This is a genomic window from Bacillus sp. ISL-77, from assembly GCF_018613105.1.
On record NZ_JAGGQY010000056.1, the window covers coordinates 1 to 25,238 of the forward strand.

Annotated in this window: 29 protein-coding genes; 1 reads left to right on the plus strand and 28 read right to left on the minus strand. The window is 37.4% G+C overall.

Going from position 1 to position 25,238, the window contains the following annotated elements; genetic code table 11:
• Positions 1–51: 51 nt before the first annotated feature.
• The 28 genes from ypjB to J7E77_RS22735 form a co-directional block, all read right to left on the minus strand.
• Positions 52–846, minus strand: coding sequence for a sporulation protein YpjB (gene ypjB, locus J7E77_RS22600; protein WP_251027031.1), 795 nt, complete (start codon positions 844–846; stop codon positions 52–54).
• 66 nt (positions 847–912) lie between these two features.
• On the minus strand, positions 913–1,506 hold the full coding sequence (gene lhaT, locus J7E77_RS22605) for a lipoprotein heptaprenylglyceryl N-acetyltransferase LhaT (RefSeq protein ID WP_214717103.1): 594 nt from the start codon (positions 1,504–1,506) through the stop codon (positions 913–915).
• Positions 1,507–1,587: 81 nt separating this feature from the next.
• On the minus strand, positions 1,588–2,361 hold the full coding sequence (locus tag J7E77_RS22610; protein WP_088088787.1) for a menaquinol-cytochrome c reductase cytochrome b/c subunit: 774 nt from the start codon (positions 2,359–2,361) through the stop codon (positions 1,588–1,590).
• A 63-nt stretch (positions 2,362–2,424) separates the two neighbouring features.
• Entirely contained in the window at positions 2,425–3,099 is a 675-nt protein-coding gene (gene qcrB / locus J7E77_RS22615) for a menaquinol-cytochrome c reductase cytochrome b subunit (protein WP_026563914.1), read from the minus strand.
• Between the two features lie 2 nt (positions 3,100–3,101).
• Entirely contained in the window at positions 3,102–3,608 is a 507-nt protein-coding gene (locus tag J7E77_RS22620; protein ID WP_251027032.1) for a QcrA and Rieske domain-containing protein, read from the minus strand.
• A gap of 143 nt (positions 3,609–3,751) precedes the next feature.
• Positions 3,752–4,216 (minus strand): YpiF family protein, encoded by a 465-nt coding sequence (locus tag J7E77_RS22625; RefSeq protein ID WP_214717104.1) that lies wholly within the window; start codon positions 4,214–4,216, stop codon positions 3,752–3,754.
• Positions 4,217–4,340: 124 nt separating this feature from the next.
• Positions 4,341–4,907: a ReoY family proteolytic degradation factor gene (locus tag J7E77_RS22630; RefSeq protein ID WP_168244913.1), complete on the minus strand. Its 567-nt coding sequence runs from the start codon at positions 4,905–4,907 to the stop codon at positions 4,341–4,343.
• 32 nt (positions 4,908–4,939) lie between these two features.
• The gene (locus J7E77_RS22635; RefSeq protein ID WP_214717105.1) at positions 4,940–6,205 is read right to left on the minus strand and encodes a tetratricopeptide repeat protein; all 1,266 of its coding nucleotides are present in this window, start codon (positions 6,203–6,205) and stop codon (positions 4,940–4,942) included.
• A gap of 21 nt (positions 6,206–6,226) precedes the next feature.
• The gene (locus J7E77_RS22640) at positions 6,227–7,129 is read right to left on the minus strand and encodes a hypothetical protein (protein WP_214717106.1); all 903 of its coding nucleotides are present in this window, start codon (positions 7,127–7,129) and stop codon (positions 6,227–6,229) included.
• 226 nt (positions 7,130–7,355) lie between these two features.
• Positions 7,356–8,645 (minus strand): 3-phosphoshikimate 1-carboxyvinyltransferase, encoded by a 1,290-nt coding sequence (aroA, locus tag J7E77_RS22645; protein ID WP_214717107.1) that lies wholly within the window; start codon positions 8,643–8,645, stop codon positions 7,356–7,358.
• A gap of 27 nt (positions 8,646–8,672) precedes the next feature.
• On the minus strand, positions 8,673–9,779 hold the full coding sequence (locus J7E77_RS22650; protein ID WP_214717108.1) for a prephenate dehydrogenase: 1,107 nt from the start codon (positions 9,777–9,779) through the stop codon (positions 8,673–8,675).
• 27 nt (positions 9,780–9,806) lie between these two features.
• Positions 9,807–10,904, minus strand: coding sequence for a histidinol-phosphate transaminase (gene hisC / locus J7E77_RS22655; protein ID WP_214717109.1), 1,098 nt, complete (start codon positions 10,902–10,904; stop codon positions 9,807–9,809).
• 54 nt (positions 10,905–10,958) lie between these two features.
• Positions 10,959–11,330, minus strand: a complete 372-nt coding sequence (gene aroH, locus J7E77_RS22660; protein ID WP_214717110.1) for a chorismate mutase — start codon at positions 11,328–11,330, stop codon at positions 10,959–10,961.
• A gap of 14 nt (positions 11,331–11,344) precedes the next feature.
• Positions 11,345–12,415, minus strand: a complete 1,071-nt coding sequence (aroB, locus tag J7E77_RS22665; protein WP_214717111.1) for a 3-dehydroquinate synthase — start codon at positions 12,413–12,415, stop codon at positions 11,345–11,347.
• Positions 12,415–13,587 carry a chorismate synthase gene (gene aroC / locus J7E77_RS22670; protein ID WP_214717120.1) on the minus strand — a complete coding sequence of 391 codons (1,173 nt, stop codon included), beginning with the start codon at positions 13,585–13,587 and terminating at the stop codon, positions 12,415–12,417. The genes aroB and aroC overlap by 1 nt, the downstream gene beginning before the upstream one ends.
• A 165-nt stretch (positions 13,588–13,752) precedes the next feature.
• On the minus strand, positions 13,753–14,199 hold the full coding sequence (ndk, locus tag J7E77_RS22675) for a nucleoside-diphosphate kinase (RefSeq protein WP_214717112.1): 447 nt from the start codon (positions 14,197–14,199) through the stop codon (positions 13,753–13,755).
• A gap of 99 nt (positions 14,200–14,298) precedes the next feature.
• A complete protein-coding gene (hepT, locus tag J7E77_RS22680; protein WP_214717113.1) occupies positions 14,299–15,261 on the minus strand; it encodes a heptaprenyl diphosphate synthase component II in 963 nt (320 codons plus the stop codon).
• A gap of 42 nt (positions 15,262–15,303) precedes the next feature.
• Positions 15,304–16,008 (minus strand): demethylmenaquinone methyltransferase, encoded by a 705-nt coding sequence (locus J7E77_RS22685; RefSeq protein WP_214717114.1) that lies wholly within the window; start codon positions 16,006–16,008, stop codon positions 15,304–15,306.
• Between the two features lie 7 nt (positions 16,009–16,015).
• Positions 16,016–16,837: a heptaprenyl diphosphate synthase component 1 gene (locus J7E77_RS22690; protein ID WP_308160751.1), complete on the minus strand. Its 822-nt coding sequence runs from the start codon at positions 16,835–16,837 to the stop codon at positions 16,016–16,018.
• A gap of 213 nt (positions 16,838–17,050) precedes the next feature.
• Positions 17,051–17,287: a trp RNA-binding attenuation protein MtrB gene (gene mtrB, locus J7E77_RS22695; RefSeq protein WP_088088801.1), complete on the minus strand. Its 237-nt coding sequence runs from the start codon at positions 17,285–17,287 to the stop codon at positions 17,051–17,053.
• A gap of 32 nt (positions 17,288–17,319) precedes the next feature.
• Complete coding sequence (gene folE, locus J7E77_RS22700) at positions 17,320–17,886, minus strand: GTP cyclohydrolase I FolE (RefSeq protein ID WP_168244925.1); 567 nt, start codon at positions 17,884–17,886, stop codon at positions 17,320–17,322.
• A 152-nt stretch (positions 17,887–18,038) separates the two neighbouring features.
• Complete coding sequence (gene hbs / locus J7E77_RS22705) at positions 18,039–18,311, minus strand: non-specific DNA-binding protein Hbs (protein ID WP_024030636.1); 273 nt, start codon at positions 18,309–18,311, stop codon at positions 18,039–18,041.
• Positions 18,312–18,705: 394 nt separating this feature from the next.
• Positions 18,706–20,184 (minus strand): stage IV sporulation protein A, encoded by a 1,479-nt coding sequence (gene spoIVA, locus J7E77_RS22710; protein ID WP_098931601.1) that lies wholly within the window; start codon positions 20,182–20,184, stop codon positions 18,706–18,708.
• A gap of 285 nt (positions 20,185–20,469) precedes the next feature.
• Entirely contained in the window at positions 20,470–21,180 is a 711-nt protein-coding gene (locus tag J7E77_RS22715) for a hypothetical protein (RefSeq protein ID WP_214717115.1), read from the minus strand.
• Positions 21,181–21,214: 34 nt separating this feature from the next.
• On the minus strand, positions 21,215–21,400 hold the full coding sequence (locus J7E77_RS22720) for a DUF2768 domain-containing protein (RefSeq protein WP_088088805.1): 186 nt from the start codon (positions 21,398–21,400) through the stop codon (positions 21,215–21,217).
• A 305-nt stretch (positions 21,401–21,705) separates the two neighbouring features.
• On the minus strand, positions 21,706–22,761 hold the full coding sequence (locus J7E77_RS22725; RefSeq protein WP_214717116.1) for an NAD(P)H-dependent glycerol-3-phosphate dehydrogenase: 1,056 nt from the start codon (positions 22,759–22,761) through the stop codon (positions 21,706–21,708).
• Positions 22,762–22,785: 24 nt separating this feature from the next.
• Entirely contained in the window at positions 22,786–24,096 is a 1,311-nt protein-coding gene (gene der, locus J7E77_RS22730; protein ID WP_088088807.1) for a ribosome biogenesis GTPase Der, read from the minus strand.
• 221 nt (positions 24,097–24,317) lie between these two features.
• Positions 24,318–24,926 carry a YphA family membrane protein gene (locus J7E77_RS22735; protein WP_088088808.1) on the minus strand — a complete coding sequence of 203 codons (609 nt, stop codon included), beginning with the start codon at positions 24,924–24,926 and terminating at the stop codon, positions 24,318–24,320.
• Between the two features lie 108 nt (positions 24,927–25,034).
• On the opposite strand from J7E77_RS22735, the gene J7E77_RS22740 reads away from it, so the two are divergent.
• On the plus strand, positions 25,035–25,175 hold the full coding sequence (locus J7E77_RS22740; RefSeq protein WP_214717117.1) for a YpzI family protein: 141 nt from the start codon (positions 25,035–25,037) through the stop codon (positions 25,173–25,175).
• Positions 25,176–25,238: the final 63 nt, after the last annotated feature.

The following is a 25,238-nucleotide window of genomic DNA, read 5'->3' on the forward strand; positions in this document are numbered from 1 at the left end:
TATCTATAGGTACCATATTACTTTTGGACATTGCTTTTTTTAACTTTTAGATCAATCCTTTAAGTCTCTCGAACGGTCTTTTTTCATATTCTTGTCACCTTGATACTTTCTCCAGCCAACATAGGATAATGTCATGATAATAATGCTTCCTGTCGAAATAATAACCCACCAAATGTTTGGATCTGCCTCATCCTCTTCCATGTTAGAAAAGAGATTAACTAAGTCCGTATCAAGTTTTTCCAACTCCTGTTGGCTTTTAGAATCATTAACCACTTGGGAACGGTATTCATTAATAAAATCGATCCGTGCGTCTAGTCTTTGAACATTTTCTACAGACACATCAATTTTCATACTCGGATAGATCACGTTATACAAGGATAAAAAGGAATTAAAGTTTGAATGAAAGTGCCCTGAATCACCCTTAATTGCAGCATCTTTTGCTTGATGAAAAGCTGTCATTATTTGATCTTCCATTTCAATCCATAATGGTTGGTGACTTGTTGCAATGGCATCAATGACAAGACGAAATTTGACTAATTTATTTATTCGTTCCTCATATTTCATGTTGGAACTAACTGCTGCTTCCACTGCTTCATCATGGGAGGTATTAATTATTCTTACTTCATCCATTGTTAGCGACGGTTCATTACCGGTAATGCTTGTGAATTGATCCGAAAAATAATCAAGCATTCTTTTAGCATCTTCATATCTATGAAACTTCACCATTTGGAGAGCTTCATCTGATATATCATCAAGCTTCTCCATTGGCGATTGTTGTTCTGCATTTACAGTTATGGGAGTAAGCATCATGATAATTGCAAAGAAAAAAAACCATTTGTTTCTCAATCCTTGTCCCCCCTTTCACTACTAATAAAATGTATGTAGGGGTGGACAAGGTTAGACCATCTGGGATTATTTTATTTCAAGTTTGTAACTTTTGGGACGAATTGAAAAATAATAGGCTAGTCCAATCGAAAGAATCGAAAGCCAGAAAGTAAAATAGCCAATTTGTGGTGTATAGCGATCTAGCATATGATAGCTTGGCAACATGAAAAAAACATAATCAATAACATCATTATGTAGTGTCCAAATAGCTGTTAGAATTAAATGCCACCATTTAAATCTGTAAAATGGAGCATATAAAATACCTTGAACAGCCATTGCGAAATGGGACATGATTAACATATAGCCAACCGCATCTAGTTCCCCTTGAACAAAATAGACAAGGATATTCATTACTACTGCCCAAATTCCATATTTAAAGAGAGTGACAATTGCTAGCGCCTCTATTAAGGGCCAATTTTTCCGCAATAGAAATGCAACTAGAACAAAAACAAAAAATAAACTAGCCGTCGGGCTGTCAGGAACAAACAGGAGAAAAATTGCAGGTGTCTCCTTTAGCTGCCACCCATACCAGTAGTACCCATAGATTGTTCCGGCAATATTAACAATCAATAACAGCTTCATAATCGATCGATTTGCCAAGAGAGGATAGATCCAACGCACAAAAACTCTCCTTTTATGTTTGTTATTTTATCATGAAGAAAAAAGCTGACGATCTTTCGTCAGCTTTTTATCATTCGATTATTACTTACCAAGGCCAGAGATAAATTCAGAAAGCGTTTTAAGTTCTTCGTCAGTCCCTTTGAAGATTCCGGCTGGCATTTTACCGCCTTTACCTTCTTTGGCAATCTTTGCAATTTCTTCTGGTTTTAAGCCTGTACCGACTAGTGCGGGTGCACCAGCACCGCCTGAAAGGTTTTCACCATGACAGGTAATACATGTATTGGCACTAGCTATTTTATAGCCGGCACTAGATTTATCAATATCTACTTTTGCAACAATTTTACCTTGGCGTTCAGCAGCTGCCCAATCATGTGTCGCAACAGATTGCCAAGTTAAATATACGGTGGCAGCTAGTGCCAATAGCATAGCTGCAGTTGCAATCGGACGCTTCATTGGACGTCGTTCCGGACCAGAATCGAGGAACGGAGCTAATAATAACCCTCCAAAAGCAAGTCCTGGTATAATCATTGCTCCGATTACAGTGTATGGACCAGATGCAAATGTATATTTCAATAATTGATACAAGAACAAGAAATACCAGTCAGGTAATGGAATGTACCCAGTATCAGTTGGGTCCGCTATCCTTTCAAGCGGAGCCGGATGGGCAACTGTTAAACATAAAAAGCCGATAAGAAATACTGCTCCTACCATCCATTCTTTCAAAAGGAAGTTAGGCCAAAACGCCTCTGTTTTACCAGGGTATTCAGAGTAATCTTTCGGAATCATTTTTTTTCGTTCAGATGGTGCTAAAACACGTGAATCACCAACGAACTTTAAACCTTTACCGCGATGCATCGAGCAATCCCCCTCCTTTTTCCGTAGTTAATAGAAATAAACTGCGATTAAAATAAAACCGTTTTATAGTGGTCCGGAAATACCTTGTTTACGAATCATTAAGAAGTGAGCTCCCATTAGTCCAAGCAATGCACCAGGCAGGAAGAATACATGAATTGCAAAGAAGCGGGTTAATGTTTGAGCACCAACAATGTGTTCATGACCAGCAAGTAAAACCTTAACTTGAGTACCGATGAATGGTGTCGCTTCGGCAATCTGCAGACCTACTTTAGTAGCGAATAACGCTTTCATATCCCAAGGTAATAGGTACCCTGTAAAACCTAAGCCAAGCATGACGAAGAAAATAAGTACCCCGACAACCCAGTTCAATTCACGAGGTTTTTTATAGGCACCTTGGAAAAAGACGCGTAGAGTATGTAAAAACATCATTACAAGTACTAAACTTGCACCCCAGTGATGCATTCCACGTACAATTTGTCCAAAAGCAACTTCATTTTGAAGATAATAAACAGATTCCCATGCGTTTTTAATATCTGGTACATAGTACATGGTTAGAAACATACCAGAAAGAATTTGAATTACGGTTACGAAGAAAGTAAGACCTCCAAAGCAATATACAAACGCTGAAAAGTGATGCGCTGGATTAACATGCTCAGGTACTTCATGGTCTGCGATATCGCGCCACAAAGGCGTAATATCTAAACGTTCATCTACCCAGTCGTAAATTTTGTTTAACATAGTTACGCCTCCTTCCGTGGTTGAGCTTTACCGAGATAAAGATAACCATCTTTTTCCTTGAATGGATATACATCAAGTGGTGCTAATGGCGGTGTTCCTGGAATGTTTTTACCGTTTTTCTCGTAGCGGCCATAATGGCACGGACAGAAGAATTGACCTGGATGTTCCTTGTCAGTATTCCAGTTAACAGTACAACCCAAATGTTTACAAGTAGGCGAAAGGGCTACAATTTTCCCCGCATCATCCTTATAAACCCAGGCAATATTCGTTACTTCTGACTCATACCAGGCATCCTTTTGTTTAAAGGTAAAGTCAACTTTAACTGGATCTTTTGTTAAATCAGATACCTTTTGCTTTGTAGCAACAAAATCGCCGCCTTCTTCAGCCTTTAAAACAGGATCAACTGCAAATCTTACCATTGGCATTAGCATACCAGCCGCCATGAAGCCGCCTACCCCTGTTAGGGTGTAACTTAAAAATTGACGTCTTGAAACGCGTTGCTTACTCATGCTTATATCCCCCCCTCTATTCACGAAGTTAAGTCCATCGGACAATAATTTAACACATATAAAACTAGGACATAACAATGATATATCAATCTTCATGTTAGGTCAATATCATACTATTTTAAAAACATATATTATCGTTGGTTTTACTGATTTTCATGCCATTTTTGCGTAAAGAGAACTAAGAGCTGCTTAACTTGACTATCAATAACTCCTATTTTTTGCGAATCATTCATATGCTCAAGCGGGATTGAAGGAAGCCAAATTACCGTGCCATGTAGTTCTTTTTCCCGTGCTCTCCACTCTATTTCTGATGTTATGTAAAAAATATGTTTAAACTCCCCCTTTGCTAGGCTAGCCTCCCAATCCTTCAAATCACTTAAGGTACTTTCACCATTTTTGGAATTTAGATATGTAAATGGCGGGATTAATATTAATCTTCCCGTAAATTGCCTTTCTAAATAGCCTGTTAATAAAGTGATAAACTCTGCTGATGCCGCTGACTGCTTTATCTCCCCCCCTATGGAAACTGAAAATAACGGAACAACAGCTGTGTCCACATACTCTTTGGCATTCAAATACGTCTCAATATCTTGAGGTATCCACTTCATATCTTTGCACCAACCTTTAATTTCACTATTAATATAATATCATTTTCCACATTAACAATAAAAGATAAAGAGGAATATTTAGTAAAATTCTTATGAAAGAAAAAAACAAACAAAAGGAAGCTGCTTATCGCAAACTTCCTTTTTGTTCAGTCATTGTCAGATTATTTAATTTTTGCGTTAAGCTTAGGAAAGCTTTGCGATCGTGTTTATCTAGTGCCTCGTCAATCAATTGAAGAATTTTCTCACGTTGAAAGTGTTCGATACTGTGCTGCAGTAATTGTTCTGCAACGATTCCATCCTTTTCATTTACTTGCAAATGTTTAGGAACGTATAAATTTTCTTCTAGAACAGCAGCATACTGGTGTGCCTGATTGGCAGCATGAAAGTTTAATTGGATAAAAATATCCTCGTCTCGATTTAAACGAATATCGTGAAAGGATTTTTCTGCGTCCGTCGTCATCACATTTTCTTTATAGAATCGAAACGGAACTTTATCCACACAATGTGTAGACATAATCAAACCTCTCGGACAATACTGTGCTTGCTCAACGAAATGAACCTTTTCCATCAGTTGATCGTGGCTCATAAGATAGTTGAGGATCCATACACATTCTCTTCTTTTTAATTGATAATGATTTAGAAACCAGCGAATAAAGTCCTTCTTCTCGTTGACAGAAACAGGGGTTGCCATGATAGTTTCCCTCCTCTGCAGAATCAGCTATTTTAATCTTTCAACCCTGTAAGACGTTCAAGTAAATCCAAATACTCGACGTTTGTTGGATCTTCATTAAGCAGTTGTTTAAAAATTTCGGCAGCGCGGTCGGTTTTTCCTTCTTCAATTAAAAAATAACCGTAATCATGTAAAAATGTTTCATTTTTCTTAAAAAAAGTATATGCACTTTCATATTTGTCTAATGCGTAAGAAAATTTTTCTAACTTATGAAAGCTAAGTGCAGAATCCCATAAGAGCTGGGGTTCTTCATCTTCCTTAATGTCAAGTTGAGCAATTAACTCAATGACATCCTCATATCTTTCTTGGAGGAAAAAGAGCTTATTTAATGTTAGTGCAGCTTCTGTAAATCCTGGATCAAGGGCAAGTGCCTCACGAAAATATTTTTCTCCTTCCTCCACTTTTCCTAACTTGATGGCAATTTTCCCACCAAAGAAAAATAACTCTTTATTAAATTCATCTTGTTTTATGCCTTCTTGAATCGTGAGTAAACTATTCTCAAGCTCTTCCTCCCGTTCATAAGCTAACGCAAGATGTAAATAAAGTGAATGATATTCAGGATCTAGCGCTTTTAATTCAATGAATTTTTCTATTGCAGTTCGATTATATCCAGCCTGAAGGGCTGTAAAAGCGTATCCGAATAACGTGTTAATCTCTAATTTTTCATTAATTGCCTTCTCGTAATAAACCAGGGATTCCTCAAACATTCCAGATGCACTTAAAAGGTCTGCAATCCGTTGGTCAATATTCACTCCAGCTATTTCATTTACTTCTTTTAAAACCTTTTCATACGCATCCATTGCCTTTGATATTTCACCTTGTTCACTGTAAAGTTCACCTAATGCAAAATCTATGATAACTTCATCAGGCAATATCTCCTTTGCCTTTAGAAGCTTTCGTTCACAAACTTCATATAAACCCTGAACTTGATAAAGATCGGCTAACAAGAGTAATGATTGTCCAAAATTTGCATCATGTTCTGATATCTTTTCAAGGACAAGTATCGCTTCTTCATCTTCCCCAGCCTCGACTAATATTTCACCTAGCAGAACAAGGAGCTCACCTTCCTCAGGGAATATCTCTAACAAATTTTCAACTAATGCCTTTGCCTCATCAAGGAAACCATATTGATACATTTCTTCTCCTAGAAGGAATTTCTCATCTGGCATTCCACTTTTTAATACAACATTATATTCATTTAAAGCATCATTATGTTGGCCGTTTTCTAACATGTTAATAATTTTATTTACTCTTTCCATTGACACTTACCTCTCGTTCTCCTAGATTGACAGAGAAAAATAAGATGGGGTTTGCACCCTAACATGTTCTCCATTACCAGGTTTAAATATCACTTTATCACCTGCACGTTGAACCGTTCCCTTGTGAACAGTCACTACGAGTCTATCACCATGATAATGAAATAAATTCACTTCATCAATATTCTTGATCTCATTTATTTTTGTGTATAGATTATAACTTACCTCAGTACCACTCATTAAACTAGCTTTTTGAGGGTATAAACCGATTTTATTTAATACAGTAATAGTCAATGGGTAATTTTCTTCTATTTCTTCGTATAGTGCAGGGATATTTTCTCTTTTCATGATACCTTTCCATTTCGACAAAACTGTCTTAACTTCCTTCTTCTGGACGGAAGAAATTATTGGAATTAAAGGACTGTTGAACGGAAACATGGCTTCTTTAATCCAGCCCCAAGGTATTTTTTCTAATTCATCAAAGTTTTGCAGGTCAACAAAAATTGCTGGTATTTTTTCCTTCTTACATTTCCTAATAAACGATTGTGTTAACAATCGAATCGGTACTCTTACCCCTATTAAATAGTCAATAGGACTACTTAATAGAGCCGTTTTTAGTTCGGTAATTTTAGTGGTTAATTCATTTTCATAGGAAACATTTACATAGGTAAATAAGGTGGTGCATCCTTTCAACATAAATTCCTTAATCAGACACCTTTTTAATTCTTGAAAGGATTTAATTTGTGGGATATTTGAATTAAAAAGGACATATGACGGGGTCATGATAAATGGACCAGCATTCATTTTTATCAGTCTATAATGACTAAAATGCGAATCAATTTTAGCTATGCGATTTTTACTAATTAATAGCGAACATGTTTTCAACTGCTTGTCTTTAAGGAGATTGGCATTTTCAATGATATACATCGTCCACCACCCTATTCTTTTCTTTGCAAGCTTTCACTTTATTTCCTTATGACAAGCTATGCGCATAATCAATAAACTATGACATTCTAACAAAATCAAATTCATTTAAAAATAGGCTGTGTTAATCTTAGCTGTTGATTTCCGCTCCAATCAACTTGGCTATAAAATCAAGAATGACCATTAACACAGCCTTAAAATAAAAAAAAAGCTGCATTAAAACGCAGCTTTACTTAATGAGACTGTTTAAATGAGCAAAGAAGTTAGGATAAGAAACTGAAATTGCTTCGGGATTCACTAGTTCTGCTTCATTTTCACATAGGAGTGCGGCTATTGCCAGCATCATCCCAATCCGATGGTCGCCATGACTTGAAACCGTTCCACCGCTTAATACGGATTTCCCGTAAATAATCATTCCATCTTCAGTCGCTTCGATTTTAGCACCTAATTTTTTCAACTCATTAACCACTGTATCTATTCGATTTGTTTCCTTAACTTTTAATTCCTCAGCATCTTTAATAATCGTCGTCCCTTCAGCTTGTGTTGCTAAAAGGGCAATAATTGGTATTTCATCAATTAATTTTGGAATTAAGTCACCTTCAATGACTGTACCTTTGAGACTGGATGTCTTTATAATGAGGTCACCAAATGGTTCAAAAGAGGTTTCCTCATTTTGAACAATCTCTAAGTCTGCGCCCATCTTTTTCATTACCTCGATAATGCCCGTTCTGGTAGGGTTTAGGCCAACATTTTTCAGAACAATTTCACTGTCAGGAATAACAGCACCAGCGACAAGAAAGAACGCTGCAGACGATATATCCCCAGGTACATGAATCGCCGTTCCTGTCAGCTTTTGACCACCCTTAACCATAATCTTTTGGTTATCCTTATGGATTTCCCCACCAAATTTTTTGATCATTCTTTCAGTATGGTCGCGAGTTTCCTCTGGCTCGATAATAATACTTTGTCCTTCTGCTTGCAGTCCCGCAAGGATAAGAGCAGATTTTACCTGTGCACTAGCAACTGGGAGCTGGTATTGCACAGGTTTTAGCCCACCACCACGGATGGAAATCGGAGTGAAGGAACCCTCTTTTCGCCCATCTATTCTTGCACCTATTTCTGATAATGGGTTCGTAACCCTGGTCATTGGCCTTTTTCCAATTGACTCATCGCCCACAAGAGATGAGAAAAATGGTCTTCCTGCCAAAATACCCATTAATAAACGGATCGTTGTTCCTGAATTACCAACATCCAGTACTTCAGTCGGCTCAGTTAATCCCTCAAAACCTTTTCCAATAATGCGAAGTTGATTATCAGATTCCTCAATAGTAACTCCGAGTTTTCGAAAGCATGAAATTGTACTTAAGCAATCTTCTCCAGGCAAGAAATTAGTTACCTTGGTTTCACCATATGCGATCGAACCAAACATAACAGATCTATGCGAAATCGATTTATCCCCTGGAATTGTTATCTTACCATTTAAACCATTTATGTTAGTTTTAAGTTTTAATGACGTCATGAAAAATCACCTTTTATTCATATCATTTTAGGAACCAATAGATGTTGCATAGTTGGAATAACTGCCAATACAGCGTTCAGCATTTTGCCGATCCTCTTCGGTTTGAAAACTAATCACTAAGACTCCATTAATATCTTCTCGTGTTTCTAGAATCCGAATATTTGTAATGCTAATTTCTTCCTTTGCTAAATAGCCAGTAATTTCCGAAATCACACCCGGGTAATCTGGAACATCGACAAATAAATCATAAAATGCCGGAATCGCACCTTTTTCTTTCAGTGGCAAGCCATCACGAAATTGTTTTGCTTGCTGAAAATAGTCGTAAATTGCAGAACTATTTTCATTTTCAAGTAATGTTTTAACCCCATTCATTTCTTCTTGCCATTGATCGAGTAATTCAATTAAGATTTCACGGTTGTGCAGGAGAATATCCTTCCACATCTTTGGGCTGCTCGAAGCAATCCTAGTTATATCCCTAAATCCGCCAGCTGCTAGTCGTGGAATAAGACTTTCTGCTTCTGCTAGTTTTTCAGTTTGGCGAACAATAGAGGCAGCAATGATATGGGGAAAATGACTGACAATTCCTGTGAGATAATCATGGTTTTCTGGAGTAATAGTTAAAAACTTGGCATTGGTGCCATATAACCATACTTTTAATAATTCTACCTTTTTATTTTCTACATGTTCTTGCGGTGTTAACAGGTAAAAGGCATTTTCAAATAATATTTCTTTGGCAGCAGATACACCACTTTTATGGGAGCCCGCCATTGGATGCCCGCCAATAAAGGTGATTCCTCGGTCCTTTAGGCTCTTGGCACTTCCGACAATCTTGCTTTTTGTACTACCTGTATCTGTCACGATTACCTCTGGATGGAGAGGGAGGCCCGCAAGGAACTGAATAATTTCCTCTGTTTCATTTACAGGTGCAGAAATAATAATTAAATTAGCGTCAATTGCACCACTGTAAATATCTTCAGCTATTTCATCAATGACCCCAAGCATTTTTGCAAGCCTTGCTTGTTCACTATTAATATCAAATCCAACAATAGTTACATCCTTATGCTCCTTTTTTATACAAAGGGCTAGAGAACCGCCAATTAATCCTAAGCCAATTACAAATACACGGCCTTTCAATGATAACTCCCCCTAAACAACAAAGCACTACTCTGTTTTACTAATAGCTAAGGATTCTCCAAGTGCTTTTAGGACACCGACATTTTGTTCATAGGAGCCTACTGTAATTCTTACAGCGGTTGGAAAACCAAGAGCTTTTCCGGAACGGACGATATATCCTCTCTCCAATAAATGTTGGAAAACCTGATCCCCATCCATTTTACAATCAATTAAAATAAAGTTAGTTTGTGATGGATAAAAATCAAGTTCATTCTCACCACAGAATTGATAAAACTGTTCAAGCCCCTGCCTATTTTTTCCTTTGCAGACTTTTATAAATTCCTGGTCCTTGATTGCTGTAGATGCTGCTAATTGACCTAAAGAATTAACATTAAACGGCTCCCTTGCAGGTTCAAGCGCTTTTATAATCGAGCGATTGGCAACCCCATATCCAATTCTCAAGGCAGCAAGTCCATATATTTTAGAAAAAGTTCTTAGGACAATTAAATTTTCATACTTACGAGCTAGGTTAACGGAATCATAGTAATCATCAGCAACAACATATTCAAAATAGGCTTCATCCAATACAACCAGAATATCTGATGGAACCTTTTCTAGAAAAGCGATTAATTTATTTTCTGGTATATATGTACCGGTAGGGTTATTAGGGCTGCATAGCCAAATAACATTGGTCTGTTCATCAATAGCTGCAAGCATTGCCTCTAAATCATGTTCTCCGTTTAGTAGCGGCACTTCCTTACTAACTGCCCCTTCAATAACAGCATTATGCTTATATTGTGAAAAGGTAGGTGTCGCCATAATTGAATTGGCGTTCGGATGTAAAAGTGCCCTAGAAATTATTTGGATAAGATTATCTGAACCATTACCGAATATTAATTCATCCTCGTCAACCTGTAAAAATGAAGCAAGTGTCTCTCTTAAATTTGTAGCGTACCCATCAGGGTAAATCGCTAAACTTGTTTGATTCGATTGAAGAGCGGTCAACACCTGTTCTGAACATCCAAAAGGATTTTCATTTGATGCTAGCTTTACAATTTGGTCGAGTTTATATAGCTTCTTTACTGCCTCTATTGATTTTCCTGGTTGATAGGGAGTCAGTGTTAATAACTGCTCTTTCCATCTCATATTTATACACTCCATTCTTGTAGACGTATTCTATCTTTCAAAAAGATCCTCCCATTACGCTAAACTATTGCTTAGGTCGGGTCTAAGGACTTTAGCCCCTTTTAAGTATACATGGTTAATATCTTCTTGAGATTGTGTTGTATTTACATGCATCATGATTCTAACACACATTTTCAAGGAATTTGGAACAGGCATTTCCTGCATACACATGACAGGAACGTAAGTCCACCCCTCAAATTTACGCAATGCCTTTGCCGGGAATACCGCATTAATATCCTCTGTTGTTGAAATGAAAACAGATGCAACTAATTCAGGTTGGATATGGTTTTCCTCAATTATCTTCTCCAGCAGTTCTTCTGTGGCAGTAATAATTGCTTCCTCTGTGTTCTGATTAACTGTGATTGCTCCCCTCATCCCTCTTATCAAGACAAGACCCCCCTTTAAGAACTTTTTAACTCTTCAAATAAAACTGTTTCTGATATTTCCTTTAGGACTGGCTGACCCAATTGTTCGAGTAATACAAAACGAATCGAATGCCAAACAGATTTTTTATCCTGCTTCATTTTATTAATTAAATTTTCATGAGATAGATTTTCAGGTATTTTCGATTCATACCCAAGTCCTTCAATCCAGTTGGTGAATTCTTCTAAATCGAATGAAAGCCCTAGTAATTTTTTACTTACCTTTAATGTAAAAATCATCCCTACCATTACTGCTTCCCCATGAGTAAAATTCCCATAACCCATTTCTGATTCAATAGCATGACCTAACGTATGACCTAAATTCAAGTAAGCCCGAATTCCAGTTTCTTTTTCATCCTGACTAACGATTTTACCTTTTACCTTTATCCCTTTTATTAGGGATTCCGATAACAACTCCATAGATAAGGTTTGAAGGTCTTCCACATTTTCTTTCAGCCAATCAAAAAAATCGGAATCATCAATAAGTGCATGTTTAATAACCTCTGCAAATCCCGAACGAATTTCATGAGCAGGAAGTGTTTTTAAAAATTCTAAATCATAAAAGACGGCTTCTGGCTGATGAAAGGCTCCTATCATATTTTTCCCGAGTGGATGATTGATCGCTACCTTTCCGCCAACAGCACTATCATGGGCTAATATGGTTGTTGGGACTTGAATAAAAGGTATACCTCTCATAAAAGAGGCGGCAACAAATCCTGACAAATCTCCTACTGCACCGCCGCCAAATGAAAGTATAACAGATTTGCGGTCAAGTCGGTTTTCAAGAGCAGTTGAAAGCGCAGAATAATAAACTTCAAAGGTTTTTGCCTTTTCGCCACTAGGGGCAGTAAAAATTACGGGATCAAACGATTTAAGCTCAAACAATAATTTTTCTAGGTGCAGCTTAGCAACTGTTTCATCTGTAATAATTAATATTCTGGTTAGACCCTCAAAATGATTCTCCAAAAAAGGGCCAAGCTCCTTACTTACACCTTCCCCCACAAATACATTATAGTTTTTTGACGCTGTTTGGATTTGAATGGTTTCCATTAAAAATCCCTCGCATATTCTCTCTGCCTTTTTATTTCAGTAGCAAAAGCATCAAAGCGGTCGCTGTAAAATTGTTCAATCAGGGCGTTTGCAAGTTCCCATGCAACAGCATTCTCTGCAACCACTGCAGCAGCAGGTACAGCACAACTGTCTGAGCGTTCAACGCTCGCAGCAAATGGCTCCTTAGTATCAATATCTACGCTCATCAGTGGTTTATATAATGTGGGGATTGGTTTCATCACACCTCTGACAACAATTGGCATGCCAGTCGTCATTCCACCTTCAAAGCCACCCAGTCTGTTGGTCTTGCGGTAATATCCTTTTTCTTGATCCCAAGCTATCTCATCATGGACTTCGCTTCCCGGTTTGCTAGCGGCCTCAAAACCAATGCCAATTTCTACACCCTTAAACGCATTTATACTCATAATGGCAGCGGCTAATTTCCCATCCAATTTACGATCATAGTGCACGTAACTTCCAACTCCAGCTGGCATACCTTGCGCAATCACTTCTACGACCCCGCCAATCGAATCACCATTTTTCTTCGCTTCATCAATGGCAGCCATCATATCGCTTTCCACATTAGGGTCAGCACATCGAACAGGAGAATTTTCTGTCATGTCCTTTAAGGCCTCAAAAGTAAGAGAACGATTGACATTAGCTTTTATTCCACCGATTTCAACCACATGCGAAACTAGTTTAACTCCTACCAATGATAAAAGTTTCTTGGCAACAGCACCTGCAGCGACTCTAACAGTTGTCTCGCGTGCAGAAGAACGTTCAAGGACATTTCTCATATCCCTATGTCCATATTTAATCGCACCATTTAAATCCGCATGACCAGGACGGGCACGAGTTACTTTACGTTTAACTTCATCCTCCTGGCCTTCATCTAGGGGCTCCGCTCCCATAATCTTCGTCCAATGCTTCCAGTCATTGTTTTGAACTACTAATGCTATAGGAGAGCCAAGAGTGTAGCCGTGACGGACTCCCGAAACGATTTGGGCTGTATCCTTTTCAATTTGCATTCTTCTTCCACGGCCATACCCTTTTTGGCGCCTGGATAATTCCTCATTTATATCTTCTAATAATAATGGCATTCCAGCAGGGAGGCCTTCTAATATTGTTGTTAATTGCGGCCCGTGGGATTCTCCTGCTGTTAAGTATCTCATTCCCATACTCTTTCCCCCTTCAACTCATTAAAGAATTTTTTTATCAATATACCATATAGTGCCCAATAAACATAGTATAACAATTCAGAAAATAAGGATTAAATTAATATAGAGAAATAAAAAGACACTTGTATAATTGCTATACAAGTGCCTCTTCTTATTTAATTAATATATCCATTCGTTAACTAGTTTATTGTATTCTACAACACCAGAATCTTTAAAAAATAAGCCAATTTCACGCTCTGCACTCGCAGGTGAATCTGAGCCATGAATAACATTTTTACCAACAGTTAAACCAAAATCACCGCGAATAGTACCTGGTGCAGCATCTTTTGGATTGGTAGCACCCATCATTTGGCGGGCAGTAGCGATGACATTTTCACCTTGCCAGACCATTGCAAAAACAGGACCAGAAGTGATGAAATCTACTAATTCACCGAAGAAAGGACGCTCCTTGTGCTCACCATAATGTTCTTCAGCTAGTTCATTGGGAATGCTCATTAACTTTGCTCCAACTAATTGAAAGCCCTTTCTTTCAAAACGTGCGACGATTTCTCCAATTAGGTTACGCTGTACACCATCGGGCTTTACCATTAAAAATGTTTTTTCCATGAATTCCACTCCTAAAAATTAATTATTATGTATATTGATTGTATTTAAGAAACAATCCATGAAAAATATTATCACTTTTTTGAAAATTTAACAAGTTGTTTAGAATTTTCGTTTCCCAATAACCTTTGCAATATCGTTTAGGGTTTTTTTTGCTTTATTCGCAGGTATCCCCTCTAATTCTGCTAAAGCTTTTTGTAAGTAAAGTTCGCTTAGTGCGAATGATTTTTCGATTGCTCCTGATTGCTTAATTAACGAAATAATCTTTGTTATTTCATGAGCATCCATTTCCTCATTGACCTTTTCTATTTCATTACGGATTTCATCATTTTCCATTGCGTAAAGAGCTGGGGCAGTAACATTCCCCTGCACTAGGTCTCCGCCAGCAGGTTTCCCAAGTTCCTTCTCAGTTGAGGTAAAGTCTAAAATATCATCAATTATTTGATAAGACATTCCGACGTAATACCCGAACCGATAAAGTTTTTTATGGATGGATTCTTCAACCTCTGCAGCTATAGCTCCCAATTGGCAGCTAACTGCAATTAACAGGGCAGTTTTCCTCTTAATTCTGCGGAGATAATCTCGCAGATTTTGATTAAAGCGATATTTATCTTTAATTTGTTGAATTTCACCTACTGACACTTCAACAATCGTATTGGCTAAAATTTTATGGGCTTCGGGATTTTCGATATTAGTCATCAATTCAATCGCTAGAGCAAAAACAAAGTCACCGGTATACATGGCAATTTTGTTATCCCATTTGGATTTCACGGTAGGCTGGCCACGGCGAAGATCAGCATCGTCGATCACATCATCATGGACAAGTGATGCCATATGAATTAATTCAAGCGCAACAGCAACATTCTTCATCACATGGATATCATATTTACCAAATTTTCCTGCAAGCAAAACAAAAACAGGACGAATTCTTTTCCCGCCGGCTTGTAATGTATGCATAGAAGCCTGTCTAAGCAGAAGGGAATCTGCCTTTATAGTCTCTTCTAACTTTTTTTCAATCAAGTTAATATCCGAATTCAAAAATGAATACATCATTTTTAATTTCATTTGAATTCACCAGCTTTTCATCCTGTCTTCGAGTTCAATAAATTAATTTTTTTTACCAATATGTACAGCTGCAGCACCGCCGCTATATGGTTTGTATCTCACATCTTTGAAGCCGGCTTGCTCAAACATTTTAGCAAGCTCCCTCATCCCTGGAAAATCACGTGCTGACTCGTGAAGCCAAGCATACTCTCGATAGCTTTTTGCAAGCAATTTACCAAACATCGGCATAATAAAGCGAAAATAAAAATAATAGAGCTGTTTATAGCCAATTAGTGTAGGTTGTGATGTCTCTAGACAGACAGCGATTCCACCTGGCTTTACTACTCGGTGCATTTCTTTTAAAACTTGCAGGTAATCAGGGACATTCCTTAAACCAAAGCCAATCGTTACATAATCAAAACTATTATCTGGAAAAGGGAGTTCCATTGCATTCCCATGTACTAACTTGACCTGTTTTAACCCGAGTTCTTTAACCTTATCAATACCCACATTGAGCATGTTTTGGCTAAAATCCAATCCAGTAACTCCACCTGTTGGACCAACCGCTTCTGCTAAGGCTATTGTCCAATCAGCAGTACCACAGCAAACATCGAGAGCTTTTGAACCAGGCTGCACATTCATTTTTTTCATCGTGTCTTTCCGCCACTTGATGTGCTGTTGAAAACTGATAACAGAATTCATTTTATCGTAGTTATCAGATATCTTTTCAAACACATTGTGAACTCGCTGTTCTTTCGATTCCTGCATGTTTTTATTACCCTTCTTCCACAAAAGTTTTTGCATTTGGCTGGTATTGGCTTAAGATTGATACAATCCTTTTCTCAAGTAATTCATTTAAGTATGGCAACTGTTCTAATCCCTTTTCAATAACTTCTTTTGACCTTTCCAGATGATGGTCGCAACACAGAAATAAGTGATTTTGCTGTTCCCTAGACAACTCTTTCGCCTTATTATTATTGATTGGGAAAACAATTGATTTTAGGGCTTCGAACAATACGGAACTTCCTGTTTGTAAAAATTGACGTTTTTCATGAAGTAAACGTTTAAATAAAAGCAGGTTTTCTAGAAAATCATTCCATAAATCCACTTTAAAATATTCGGAAAGATGGGCAAGTAAGGAACTTTCAATCAGCCCAATACTTGTCATTAGCTCTTCTATGTCTAAAATTTCATTTTGATATACAGAAATTTTATTTTCATTGACTTCTTTAATTCCTCTAGAAAGTGCCTTGATCATCAATATATCTTCCGAATCTGCTAGAAGCTTATAATATAAGCCACTAAAATAATCGCCTGCTAGAACGGTTAATTGACGATTTTTTTCCTCTACAGATGCATCTGTAATATGTTCATGGGTATCAAGGGCAATTTGAATTAACATTGTTGACAAGGCGTAGTTCTGCATATCACTGTATGACAATTCGAGGCGATCCATTATTGAGACTAGAAGAAGCAGTTTATCTTCGTCTATAATCGGAATTTCAATATAATTAAGCAAGTATGTGTCACAAACTCTTTTTTCGACCTGCTCTCTAATATTTGTGAATTTTTGTCGAATGTCCAGCAATTTAATCACCCTTGCTTCCCCGAAGTAATGTCTTTATGTATTCTTATTTCCTATTTGCATAGTAAAATTCATGCCGTTTAATAAAGAAAAGCCTAACCATTCTCTAAAAACAAGGCAGACACCATTATATCATAAAAGGTTTTCTTTAGGCAGAAATTCACAAAATAATCATTTACGCTCATATGAAATAAGATGAAAACAATGTGAATCGAACTGATTATCTTATTTTTTCAATTCACTTTCTACTTCACCCAGATGAGTAAGAATTTTCGCATTTCCCCTGATTTTTATAGCAGAAGTATGCTCAGTAAATTGAGCTATAAGCACTTCTCCTTTATCCAGCTTCTCAGAATGATGAAATTTTGTATCTGTGCCCCTTGTTAAGCCGATAACACTGACACCATCATCAATCGCTTTAATAACTACATACTCACTATTTTGTGGATAGCGTTTTTCCATTTGATCACCTCAAATACTTTAGGAAAATTAGACTAATATTTTATTAAAGATAGCACTTCAGCCCGAGCAATCGCATCGTCAGCAAGAACACCGCGGACTGCAGTGGTTACTGTTTTAGACCCTGGCTTTTTTACACCGCGCATGGTCATACACATATGTTCTGCTTCGACAACCACCATCACTCCGTGCGGTTCTAATTTTTCCATCATGCTATCAGCAATCGTGGATGTAATCCGTTCTTGGAGTTGAGGTCTTTTTGCTACGGCTTCTACAGCTCTTGCCAATTTACTCAATCCAGTAACACGACCATTTTTCGGGATGTAGGCTACATGTGCTTTACCAAAGAAAGGAACGAGATGGTGTTCACACATAGAATAAAAAGGGATATCTTTAACCAATACCAATTCTTCATGATCTTCACTAAAGATGGTTTCAAAATGCTTCTTCGGATCCTCATTTAATCCACTAAAAACTTCTTCATACATTTTTGCTACACGTTTAGGTGTATCAAGCAGTCCTTCACGGTTTGGGTCTTCACCGATTGCTTCTAATATTAAACGTACCGCTTCTTCAATTTGGGCACGATTCACTTGTGACATATTAAAATTCCCCCTATTGTTCAGTCAAGTATATATGACAAATACATATTAGCACAATCTTTTTAGTTCAAGCAAAAAAGTAGAAAAAAGGCCATGGACTTTACCATGACCTTTTTACTTAAGCATTCGCCTCTAGCAATAAATTTATGTAATTATTTTACTGCGTCTTTAAGCGCTTTACCTGGTTTAAAAGCTGGAACTTTGCTAGCAGCGATTTCGATTTCCTCACCTGTTTGAGGGTTACGACCTTTACGAGCTGCACGCTCACGTACTTCAAAGTTTCCAAAACCGATTAATTGTACTTTATCACCATTTTTTAAAGCATCTAAAATCGCATCAAAAACAGCATCAACTGCTTTAGTAGCGTCCTTTTTTGAAAGCTCGCTTGCTTCAGCAACTGCATTAATAAGTTCTGTCTTGTTCATGCCATTCACCTCCTCCCAAAGAAATTATCAAGATTCGTAAATAAGATTACTTATCTACATTTCTAAACAATTTTTCTGATTTCTATACGTCATAGCTCGGTTTTATTACCAAAGTAACCATAAATAGCTAAATTGGTAACTCAAATCTATTTTTTTAAGGAAAACCCTTATGAAATAAGGGTTCAAACACTATAACGTAATTCAGTTTAAAGATTATCATAATCAATTCAGCTTATCAAGAAGATTTCATTAAATAATGGTAATCTTTTCTTTTGTTCAACAAAATTCTACTTATTTTGCCCATTTTGGTAGATTTTTCTCACTAATGTCCGTGAAACCAAAAATACGACACCCTCATTTCCACAAAAAAAAGACCCCGATTAGGAGTCAGAGCCTATAGAATAATGGCAATTAATCCGCCTGAGCCTTCGTTGATAATTCTCTCTAACGTTTCTTTAAGTTTATATCTTGCATTTTCTGGCATTAAGCTCAGCTTTGCTTGGATACCCTCACGAACAATGGAGCTTAAGCTGCGGCCAAAGATGTCTGAATTCCAAATGGATAACGGGTCATCCTCGAAATCCTGCATTAAGTATCTTACAAGCTCCTCACTTTGTTTTTCCGTACCAATAATTGGGGCGAATTCAGATTCTACATCCACTTTGATCATATGAATCGATGGTGCTACGGCACGAAGCCTTACGCCAAACCGGGCACCTTGACGAATAATTTCCGGCTCTTCAAGACTCATATCAGAAAGTGTTGGTGAGGCAATTCCGTAACCCGTTTGTTTCACCATTTTTAAGGCATCAGCAATGTGATCATACTCTGCTTTGGCATGGGCAAAATCCTGCATTAATTCGAGCAGATGATCTTTCCCACGGATTTCTACCCCAACGATTTCTTTTAATATATCATCATACAATTCATCTGGGGCAATTAAATCAATTTCAGCAACCCCTGAGCCCATTTCAATTCCTGCTAATCCAGCTCTTTCAATAAATTCAAACTCACTAAAATGTTGGACAACTCGATCAACATCTCTTAATCTCTTGATATCTTTTACAGTTTCCTTGACCGCATCTTGATAGCTTTCACGAAGCCAATGGTTTTCTCTTAGAACCATAACCCAGCTTGGCAAATTCACATTGACTTCAAGTACAGGGAACTCGTAAAGTGCTTCACGGAGGACATTCAGAACATCACTGTCGCGCATACTTTCAACACTCATGGCAATTACCGGGATATCATATTTTTCTGCTAAACTCGATCTTAGCGTTTCAGTGCTTGGATGGTAGGGCTGCGCACTGTTAACAACCATGATGAACGGTTTGCCAACTTCCTTCAGTTCGTTAATAACTCTTTCTTCTGCCTCAATATAGTTACTTCTTGGAATCTCACCTATTGTCCCATCCGTTGTAACAACCACACCAATAGTGGAATGCTCCTGAATGACTTTCCTAGTGCCAATTTCAGCAGCTTCATGGAAAGGAATTGGTTCCTCATACCATGGGGTAGTAATCATTCTTGGGCCATTTTCATCCTCATAGCCTTTAGCACCTGGCACTGTATAACCAACACAATCAACTAGCCTAATATTGACATTTAATCCATCATCAACATGAACAGTTGCTGCTTGATTAGGCACGAATTTTGGTTCAGTTGTCATAATTGTTTTTCCTGCAGCGCTTTGAGGCAGTTCATCCAGTGCCCGTGACCTCTCAGCTTCACTGTTTATATTCGGTAACACGACCAGCTCCATAAATTTTTTAATAAATGTAGATTTTCCAGTCCGTACTGCTCCTACTACCCCTAAATAAATATCACCGCCAGTTCTTTCGGCAATATCTTTAAAAATATCAACCTTTTCCAAGTGATCCCCTCCCGATCATAGAGTAAAGTGGGATTAAACATCCATTTTAGGTATTTTTGGACAGTATATGTTTATGACGTTGTCCTATAATGTTATGACACTTTTCGAAAACTTTTTTACCCCCTTATTAAAAATTCACTAGGTTCTCTTGTATCTGTAGTGTCTGAACATTTGATATAATGGAGGGTTTCAATATATGTTTTTCTTTGGCATTAGCAAAAAAACCCTTCTCCTACAATATATTTCATAGGAAAAGGGTTATGACTAAATATAAGAATAAGCACATTATTCTTCTAAAAATACTGGTTCTTTCGTCTTAGAATCCCATGTATACGGCAAGGAATAGGCAGGCACAAACATTGAATCATTCACTAAAATTGAGCGAATATCCTCCCCTGATTTTACCTTCTCGTCCGCTTTTTTCATTGCTTGGTATAAATCCGGGCGATAATCTACATATACTTCTGCACTCCCAGTTATGACAAAAGATAAATTTTGATTAGAAAACGGACTGACAATGAAAGGATCTTTTTTATATCCTAGCTGTTTAAAATCAAGGGAAAAAACATTTTTAGCAATTTGCTTTTTATATGGTGGATACCCTTTTGTTTTAATTCGTAATTTAATATCTCGTATCACATCTGTTATTCTTAAATCAAATAATTTTACAGTCGGCTTGGTCTCCACATCTACGAGTACATATTGGAAGCCCCCCCCATTTTCATAAGCATTTCCTGGTGGCTCCGCGATATATTTTGGAGTGATTTTTTTAAATTCAATTGGATACTTCTGATAAATCGGCGTTTCTGCTTCTTTTGTTTTTATTGGAAGGATTCCGCTATTTTCCTCTCTAAAGGCATCCACAGCGGTTTGAACAGCTTGGATTTGATCTTGATAAGGGATTTGATTCTTCGCTAATTCCTCTTGAGGATACATGCATCCTGCCAGTAAAAAAGCGGTTAAAGCTAGAAAACAACCGAGCACATTCCATTTCATTTGATCACCACTTTATTTATGTATTTAACCCCGATTATGTTAAGAAAACAATAAGAAGCGTTAGTCCAGAAACAATCATTAATAAGTAAGCGATAATTGCTGTAATAATTCGAAATACTCCTTTTAACTTATATCTGCTGAAATAAATTGTCATAATCGCAAGGAACATAAACCCCATTCCAGCAATCGACACCCACATTTTAAACATTGCTGGTGACACACTAAACTCCCCCTTTTTCGAAAATTAATTATATCACAAGCTATAACTTTTCTAGAAAAATTTTAAACTAAAAACTTTCATGTTCTCTTCCTCACCAAAAAAAAACTGAAGTAAAGAGGGGCGAATTCTTTACTTCAGCTTTAAAGACTAAATAACCCATACTCCAGCGTCAAACTACCAGGTTGCTTCGTTGCATTGTATGCAATCTAGACACAAAGCGCCTCTTTAGAACGCCTATTTATTAATAAAAATATTCATGAGCAGTAACACTGCCCGCCCCTATTTAATTCCATTTGGGACATTTTTTAGTCTTCAATATTCCTTTCATCTAAAACATTAACCAAATCTTCCATTTCGTGGGTCTTTCCACGTGCCATTAATACATCTACAGCGTCTATTGCGTTCTTCCCGTTAAATAAGACATCATATAGCGCAAAGGTTATTGGCATGTTTACATCATACTTTTTCGCTAACTGATAAGCCGCTTTGGTGGTTCTCACACCCTCTACAACCATCCCCATGTTATCCAAAACCTCATTAAGGGTTTTCCCTTTACCTAATAGGTTTCCCGCTCTCCAGTTCCTTGAATGGACGCTTGTACATGTAACAATTAAATCACCTATTCCTGCTAGGCCTGAAAAAGTTAATGGATTGGCTCCCATTTTGGTACCTAGACGAGCAATTTCAGCTAATCCGCGTGTCATTAAGGCTGCTTTTGCATTATCACCATAACCAAGCCCATCTGTAATACCCGCTGCAAGTGCAATAATATTTTTTAATGCACCACCTATTTCAACACCGATAATATCTGAATTCGTGTACACTCGAAAATTGTTGTTTATGAATAAATCCTGTACTTTTTCTGCGGCAACCATATTTTCTGAAGTAACGGTTACCGTTGTTGGGTGACGAAGGCTTACTTCTTCAGCATGACTAGGACCAGACAGAACAACGACATCTTTTAGCAATTCTTTGGGCATTTCTTCTCTTATTATTTCTGATATACGCATTAATGAATCAGGTTCGATTCCTTTACTTACGTGTGCGATCAAAATCGGACCAGCTTGCACAGCACGAATTTTTCCAATTACCTCACGTATTGCTTTCGTGGGAACAGCTAATATAATTGTATCCACTCCCGCTAATGTATCACTTAATGAAGCATACCCCACAATTAATTCTGAAAGAACGATTTCAGGCAAATATTTCTTATTTGTGTGCTCTTCATTAATTTCTTTCACCTGAACCTCGTTATGGCTCCAAAGACGGACCTCATGTCCATTGTCTGCAAGTACCATTGCCAATGCGGTTCCCCAGCTTCCTGCTCCGATAACAGCTATTGCAGTTTTAGTAGCATTCAATTTAAATCACACCCACCTTATCTTTTATTTTCTTTCTCTTGCAAAAATTTTGATAGGAGTTCCTTCAAATCCAAAAGCATCTCTAATTCTGTTCTCTAGGAAGCGTTCATAGGAAAAGTGCAATAATTCAGGTTCGTTTACAAACACAACAAAGGTTGGCGGTTTAACAGCCACTTGGGTTGTATAATATAATTTTAAGCGTCTGCCATTGTCTGTTGGGGTCGGATTCATTGCTACTGCGTCCATGATGACATCATTAAGCACACTTGTTTCAACCCTCATCGAGTGGTTTTCACTAGCAGTGTTGATCATTGGTAGAAGTGTATGGATTCGTTTTTTTGTTTTTGCGGATAAAAACACAATTGGAGCATAACTAAGAAATAAGAAATGTTCCCTGATCTTGTGTTCAAGTTCCTTCATGGTCTTCTCATCTTTTTCAATAGCGTCCCACTTATTTACAACAATAACGATAGCCCTGCCAGCTTCATGTGCATACCCAGCTATCTTTTTGTCCTGTTCAATGATTCCTTCTTCGGCGTTAATGACAACAAGAACAACGTCAGAACGTTCAATTGCCCTTAGTGCACGGAGGACACTATATTTTTCCGTGCTCTCATATACCTTCCCTTTTTTCCTAATTCCTGCTGTATCAATTATGACATATTTTCCCCCATTAAATGTATATGGAGAATCGACTGCATCACGAGTTGTACCGGCAATATCACTTACGATTACACGTTCTTCGCCTAATATAGCATTTACCAATGAGGATTTCCCTACATTTGGCCGCCCAATTAAGGAAAATTTGACTACATCTTCACCATATTCAATAGGTTTGTTTTTTGGAAAATGTCTTGCTGCCTCATCCAATAAGTCACCTAACCCTAGTCCATGTGCCCCTGAAATTGGAATAGGCTCACCAAACCCTAATGAATAAAAATCATAGATATCTTCACGCATTTCAGGATTATCTATTTTATTTACAGCTAATACAACCGGTTTTTTAGACTTATATAATATTTTTGCCACTTCTTCATCGGCTGCTGTTACCCCTTCTCGTCCATTTGTTAAGAAGATAATAACATCAGCCTCATCAATCGCCACTTCCGCTTGTTGGCGGATTTGCTCTAAAAAAGGTTCGTCACCAATATCTATACCACCAGTATCAATCACGTTAAAGTCATGTGTTAACCACTCACCTGAACTATAAATACGATCTCTTGTAACTCCTGGAATGTCCTCAACAATGGAAATACGTTCACCGACAATTCGATTAAAAATAGTTGATTTTCCTACGTTGGGCCGTCCTACAATGGCAATAACAGGTTTAACCAATTACAATCGCCATCCTTTCTTTTCTATAATCAAATACAATTTAGTATGTTAGCATAGAGTGAAACTTCCTTCATGGGGGTCTTACTTCCCGTTAATGCGGGATAATTCCCTATAGTTCTTATTAAGTAAAGAAACCCTTCTGTCATCTAGAAGGGCCTAACTATATTATATTATCAATGATACTCCTTTCCCGCAATGGGGAAGCTTGACAAGATTCTAAATTACGAGGATTTTTGCTTTCCTTTTTCAAAGAAATGAAAATGATTTTGCAATATTGTACCAGCGTTTTCCAATGTACTCCATCCTGCAAGCAAAAGTGCCGTTAACGAACAAACATCTAAATAGGCAAATTCCCCAATCAAATAGGGAAATTGGAATTTATTTAATATATAGGCATATAAAATCTCTCCCTGCATTCCACCTGCAAAAATTATGATCAATCTCCCTTTTAAAGTTTTTTGCAATAGTATGGCTAAATACCACAATGCTATACCCATCATCCATTCCTTTTTAAAAACGATCCAAATTGGATCAAATATCTCAAATAAATGGAAGGTTACATATGCAATTGTTATTATGAATGAACAAATAAAAAAGTAAATTATTCCTCCTCGTTTTTCCTGGCTTATGAATAAATAACAGATACCTAAAATAAATAATCCACTTGCTTGTATTTCAAATTCACCTACCATAAATTGAATGTTAGATAATATTAGTGCAATTAAAACGATAGCAGCAAGTTTAACTCGAAATGGGTTTTGTTTTTCTAAGATAAATGTTAAGTAAATCCAAAAGGCCCAACAGCTCCAATAAAAGATTAACCCTTCCAACTCATACACCTCCTATTATTTTCATTATTGGTAATCTTTATGTAGTTTCATACTTCCTTGAATAATATTTCCTGTGTGAATCATCTTATTAAGAGGAGGTGTGTAGGAATGGGAAAAGACCGACAAGAAAAAAAGTTACGCGAAAGCAGCAGAGTGGAGTCAGATCGTGATCAGGCTTTGCACTACCCTGGTGCTACTAAGCTATCAGGCCCGGAAGAGGCACGGGGGTTAAACGACGGAAAAAAATAACTGTAGAAAATAACTACAAAAAGCTCCCGCGGTTGCGGGAGCTTTCAGACTGTCGACAAATCC

Bases quoted from the DNA above. Each gene is read 5' to 3' on its own strand.
- J7E77_RS22610 (WP_088088787.1), bottom strand. From the start codon at position 2,361: ATGCATCGCGGTAAAGGTTTAAAGTTCGTTGGTGATTCACGTGTTTTA.
- qcrB (WP_026563914.1), bottom strand. From the start codon at position 3,099: ATGTTAAACAAAATTTACGACTGGGTAGATGAACGTTTAGATATTACG.
- J7E77_RS22620 (WP_251027032.1), bottom strand. From the start codon at position 3,608: ATGAGTAAGCAACGCGTTTCAAGACGTCAATTTTTAAGTTACACCCTA.
- J7E77_RS22625 (WP_214717104.1), bottom strand. From the start codon at position 4,216: ATGAAGTGGATACCTCAAGATATTGAGACGTATTTGAATGCCAAAGAG.
- J7E77_RS22630 (WP_168244913.1), bottom strand. From the start codon at position 4,907: ATGGCAACCCCTGTTTCTGTCAACGAGAAGAAGGACTTTATTCGCTGG.
- J7E77_RS22635 (WP_214717105.1), bottom strand. From the start codon at position 6,205: ATGGAAAGAGTAAATAAAATTATTAACATGTTAGAAAACGGCCAACAT.
- J7E77_RS22640 (WP_214717106.1), bottom strand. From the start codon at position 7,129: ATGTATATCATTGAAAATGCCAATCTCCTTAAAGACAAGCAGTTGAAA.
- aroA (WP_214717107.1), bottom strand. From the start codon at position 8,645: ATGACGTCATTAAAACTTAAAACTAACATAAATGGTTTAAATGGTAAG.
- hisC (WP_214717109.1), bottom strand. From the start codon at position 10,904: ATGAGATGGAAAGAGCAGTTATTAACACTGACTCCCTATCAACCAGGA.
- aroB (WP_214717111.1), bottom strand. From the start codon at position 12,415: ATGGAAACCATTCAAATCCAAACAGCGTCAAAAAACTATAATGTATTT.
- aroC (WP_214717120.1), bottom strand. From the start codon at position 13,587: ATGAGATACTTAACAGCAGGAGAATCCCACGGGCCGCAATTAACAACA.
- ndk (WP_214717112.1), bottom strand. From the start codon at position 14,199: ATGGAAAAAACATTTTTAATGGTAAAGCCCGATGGTGTACAGCGTAAC.
- hepT (WP_214717113.1), bottom strand. From the start codon at position 15,261: ATGAAATTAAAAATGATGTATTCATTTTTGAATTCGGATATTAACTTG.
- J7E77_RS22685 (WP_214717114.1), bottom strand. From the start codon at position 16,008: ATGCAGGAATCGAAAGAACAGCGAGTTCACAATGTGTTTGAAAAGATA.
- mtrB (WP_088088801.1), bottom strand. From the start codon at position 17,287: ATGGAAAAACGCTATCCACAAAATAGTGAGTATGTAGTTATTAAAGCG.
- folE (WP_168244925.1), bottom strand. From the start codon at position 17,886: ATGTCACAAGTGAATCGTGCCCAAATTGAAGAAGCGGTACGTTTAATA.
- hbs (WP_024030636.1), bottom strand. From the start codon at position 18,311: ATGAACAAGACAGAACTTATTAATGCAGTTGCTGAAGCAAGCGAGCTT.
- J7E77_RS22715 (WP_214717115.1), bottom strand. From the start codon at position 21,180: ATGAAATGGAATGTGCTCGGTTGTTTTCTAGCTTTAACCGCTTTTTTA.
- J7E77_RS22740 (WP_214717117.1), top strand. From the start codon at position 25,035: ATGGGAAAAGACCGACAAGAAAAAAAGTTACGCGAAAGCAGCAGAGTG.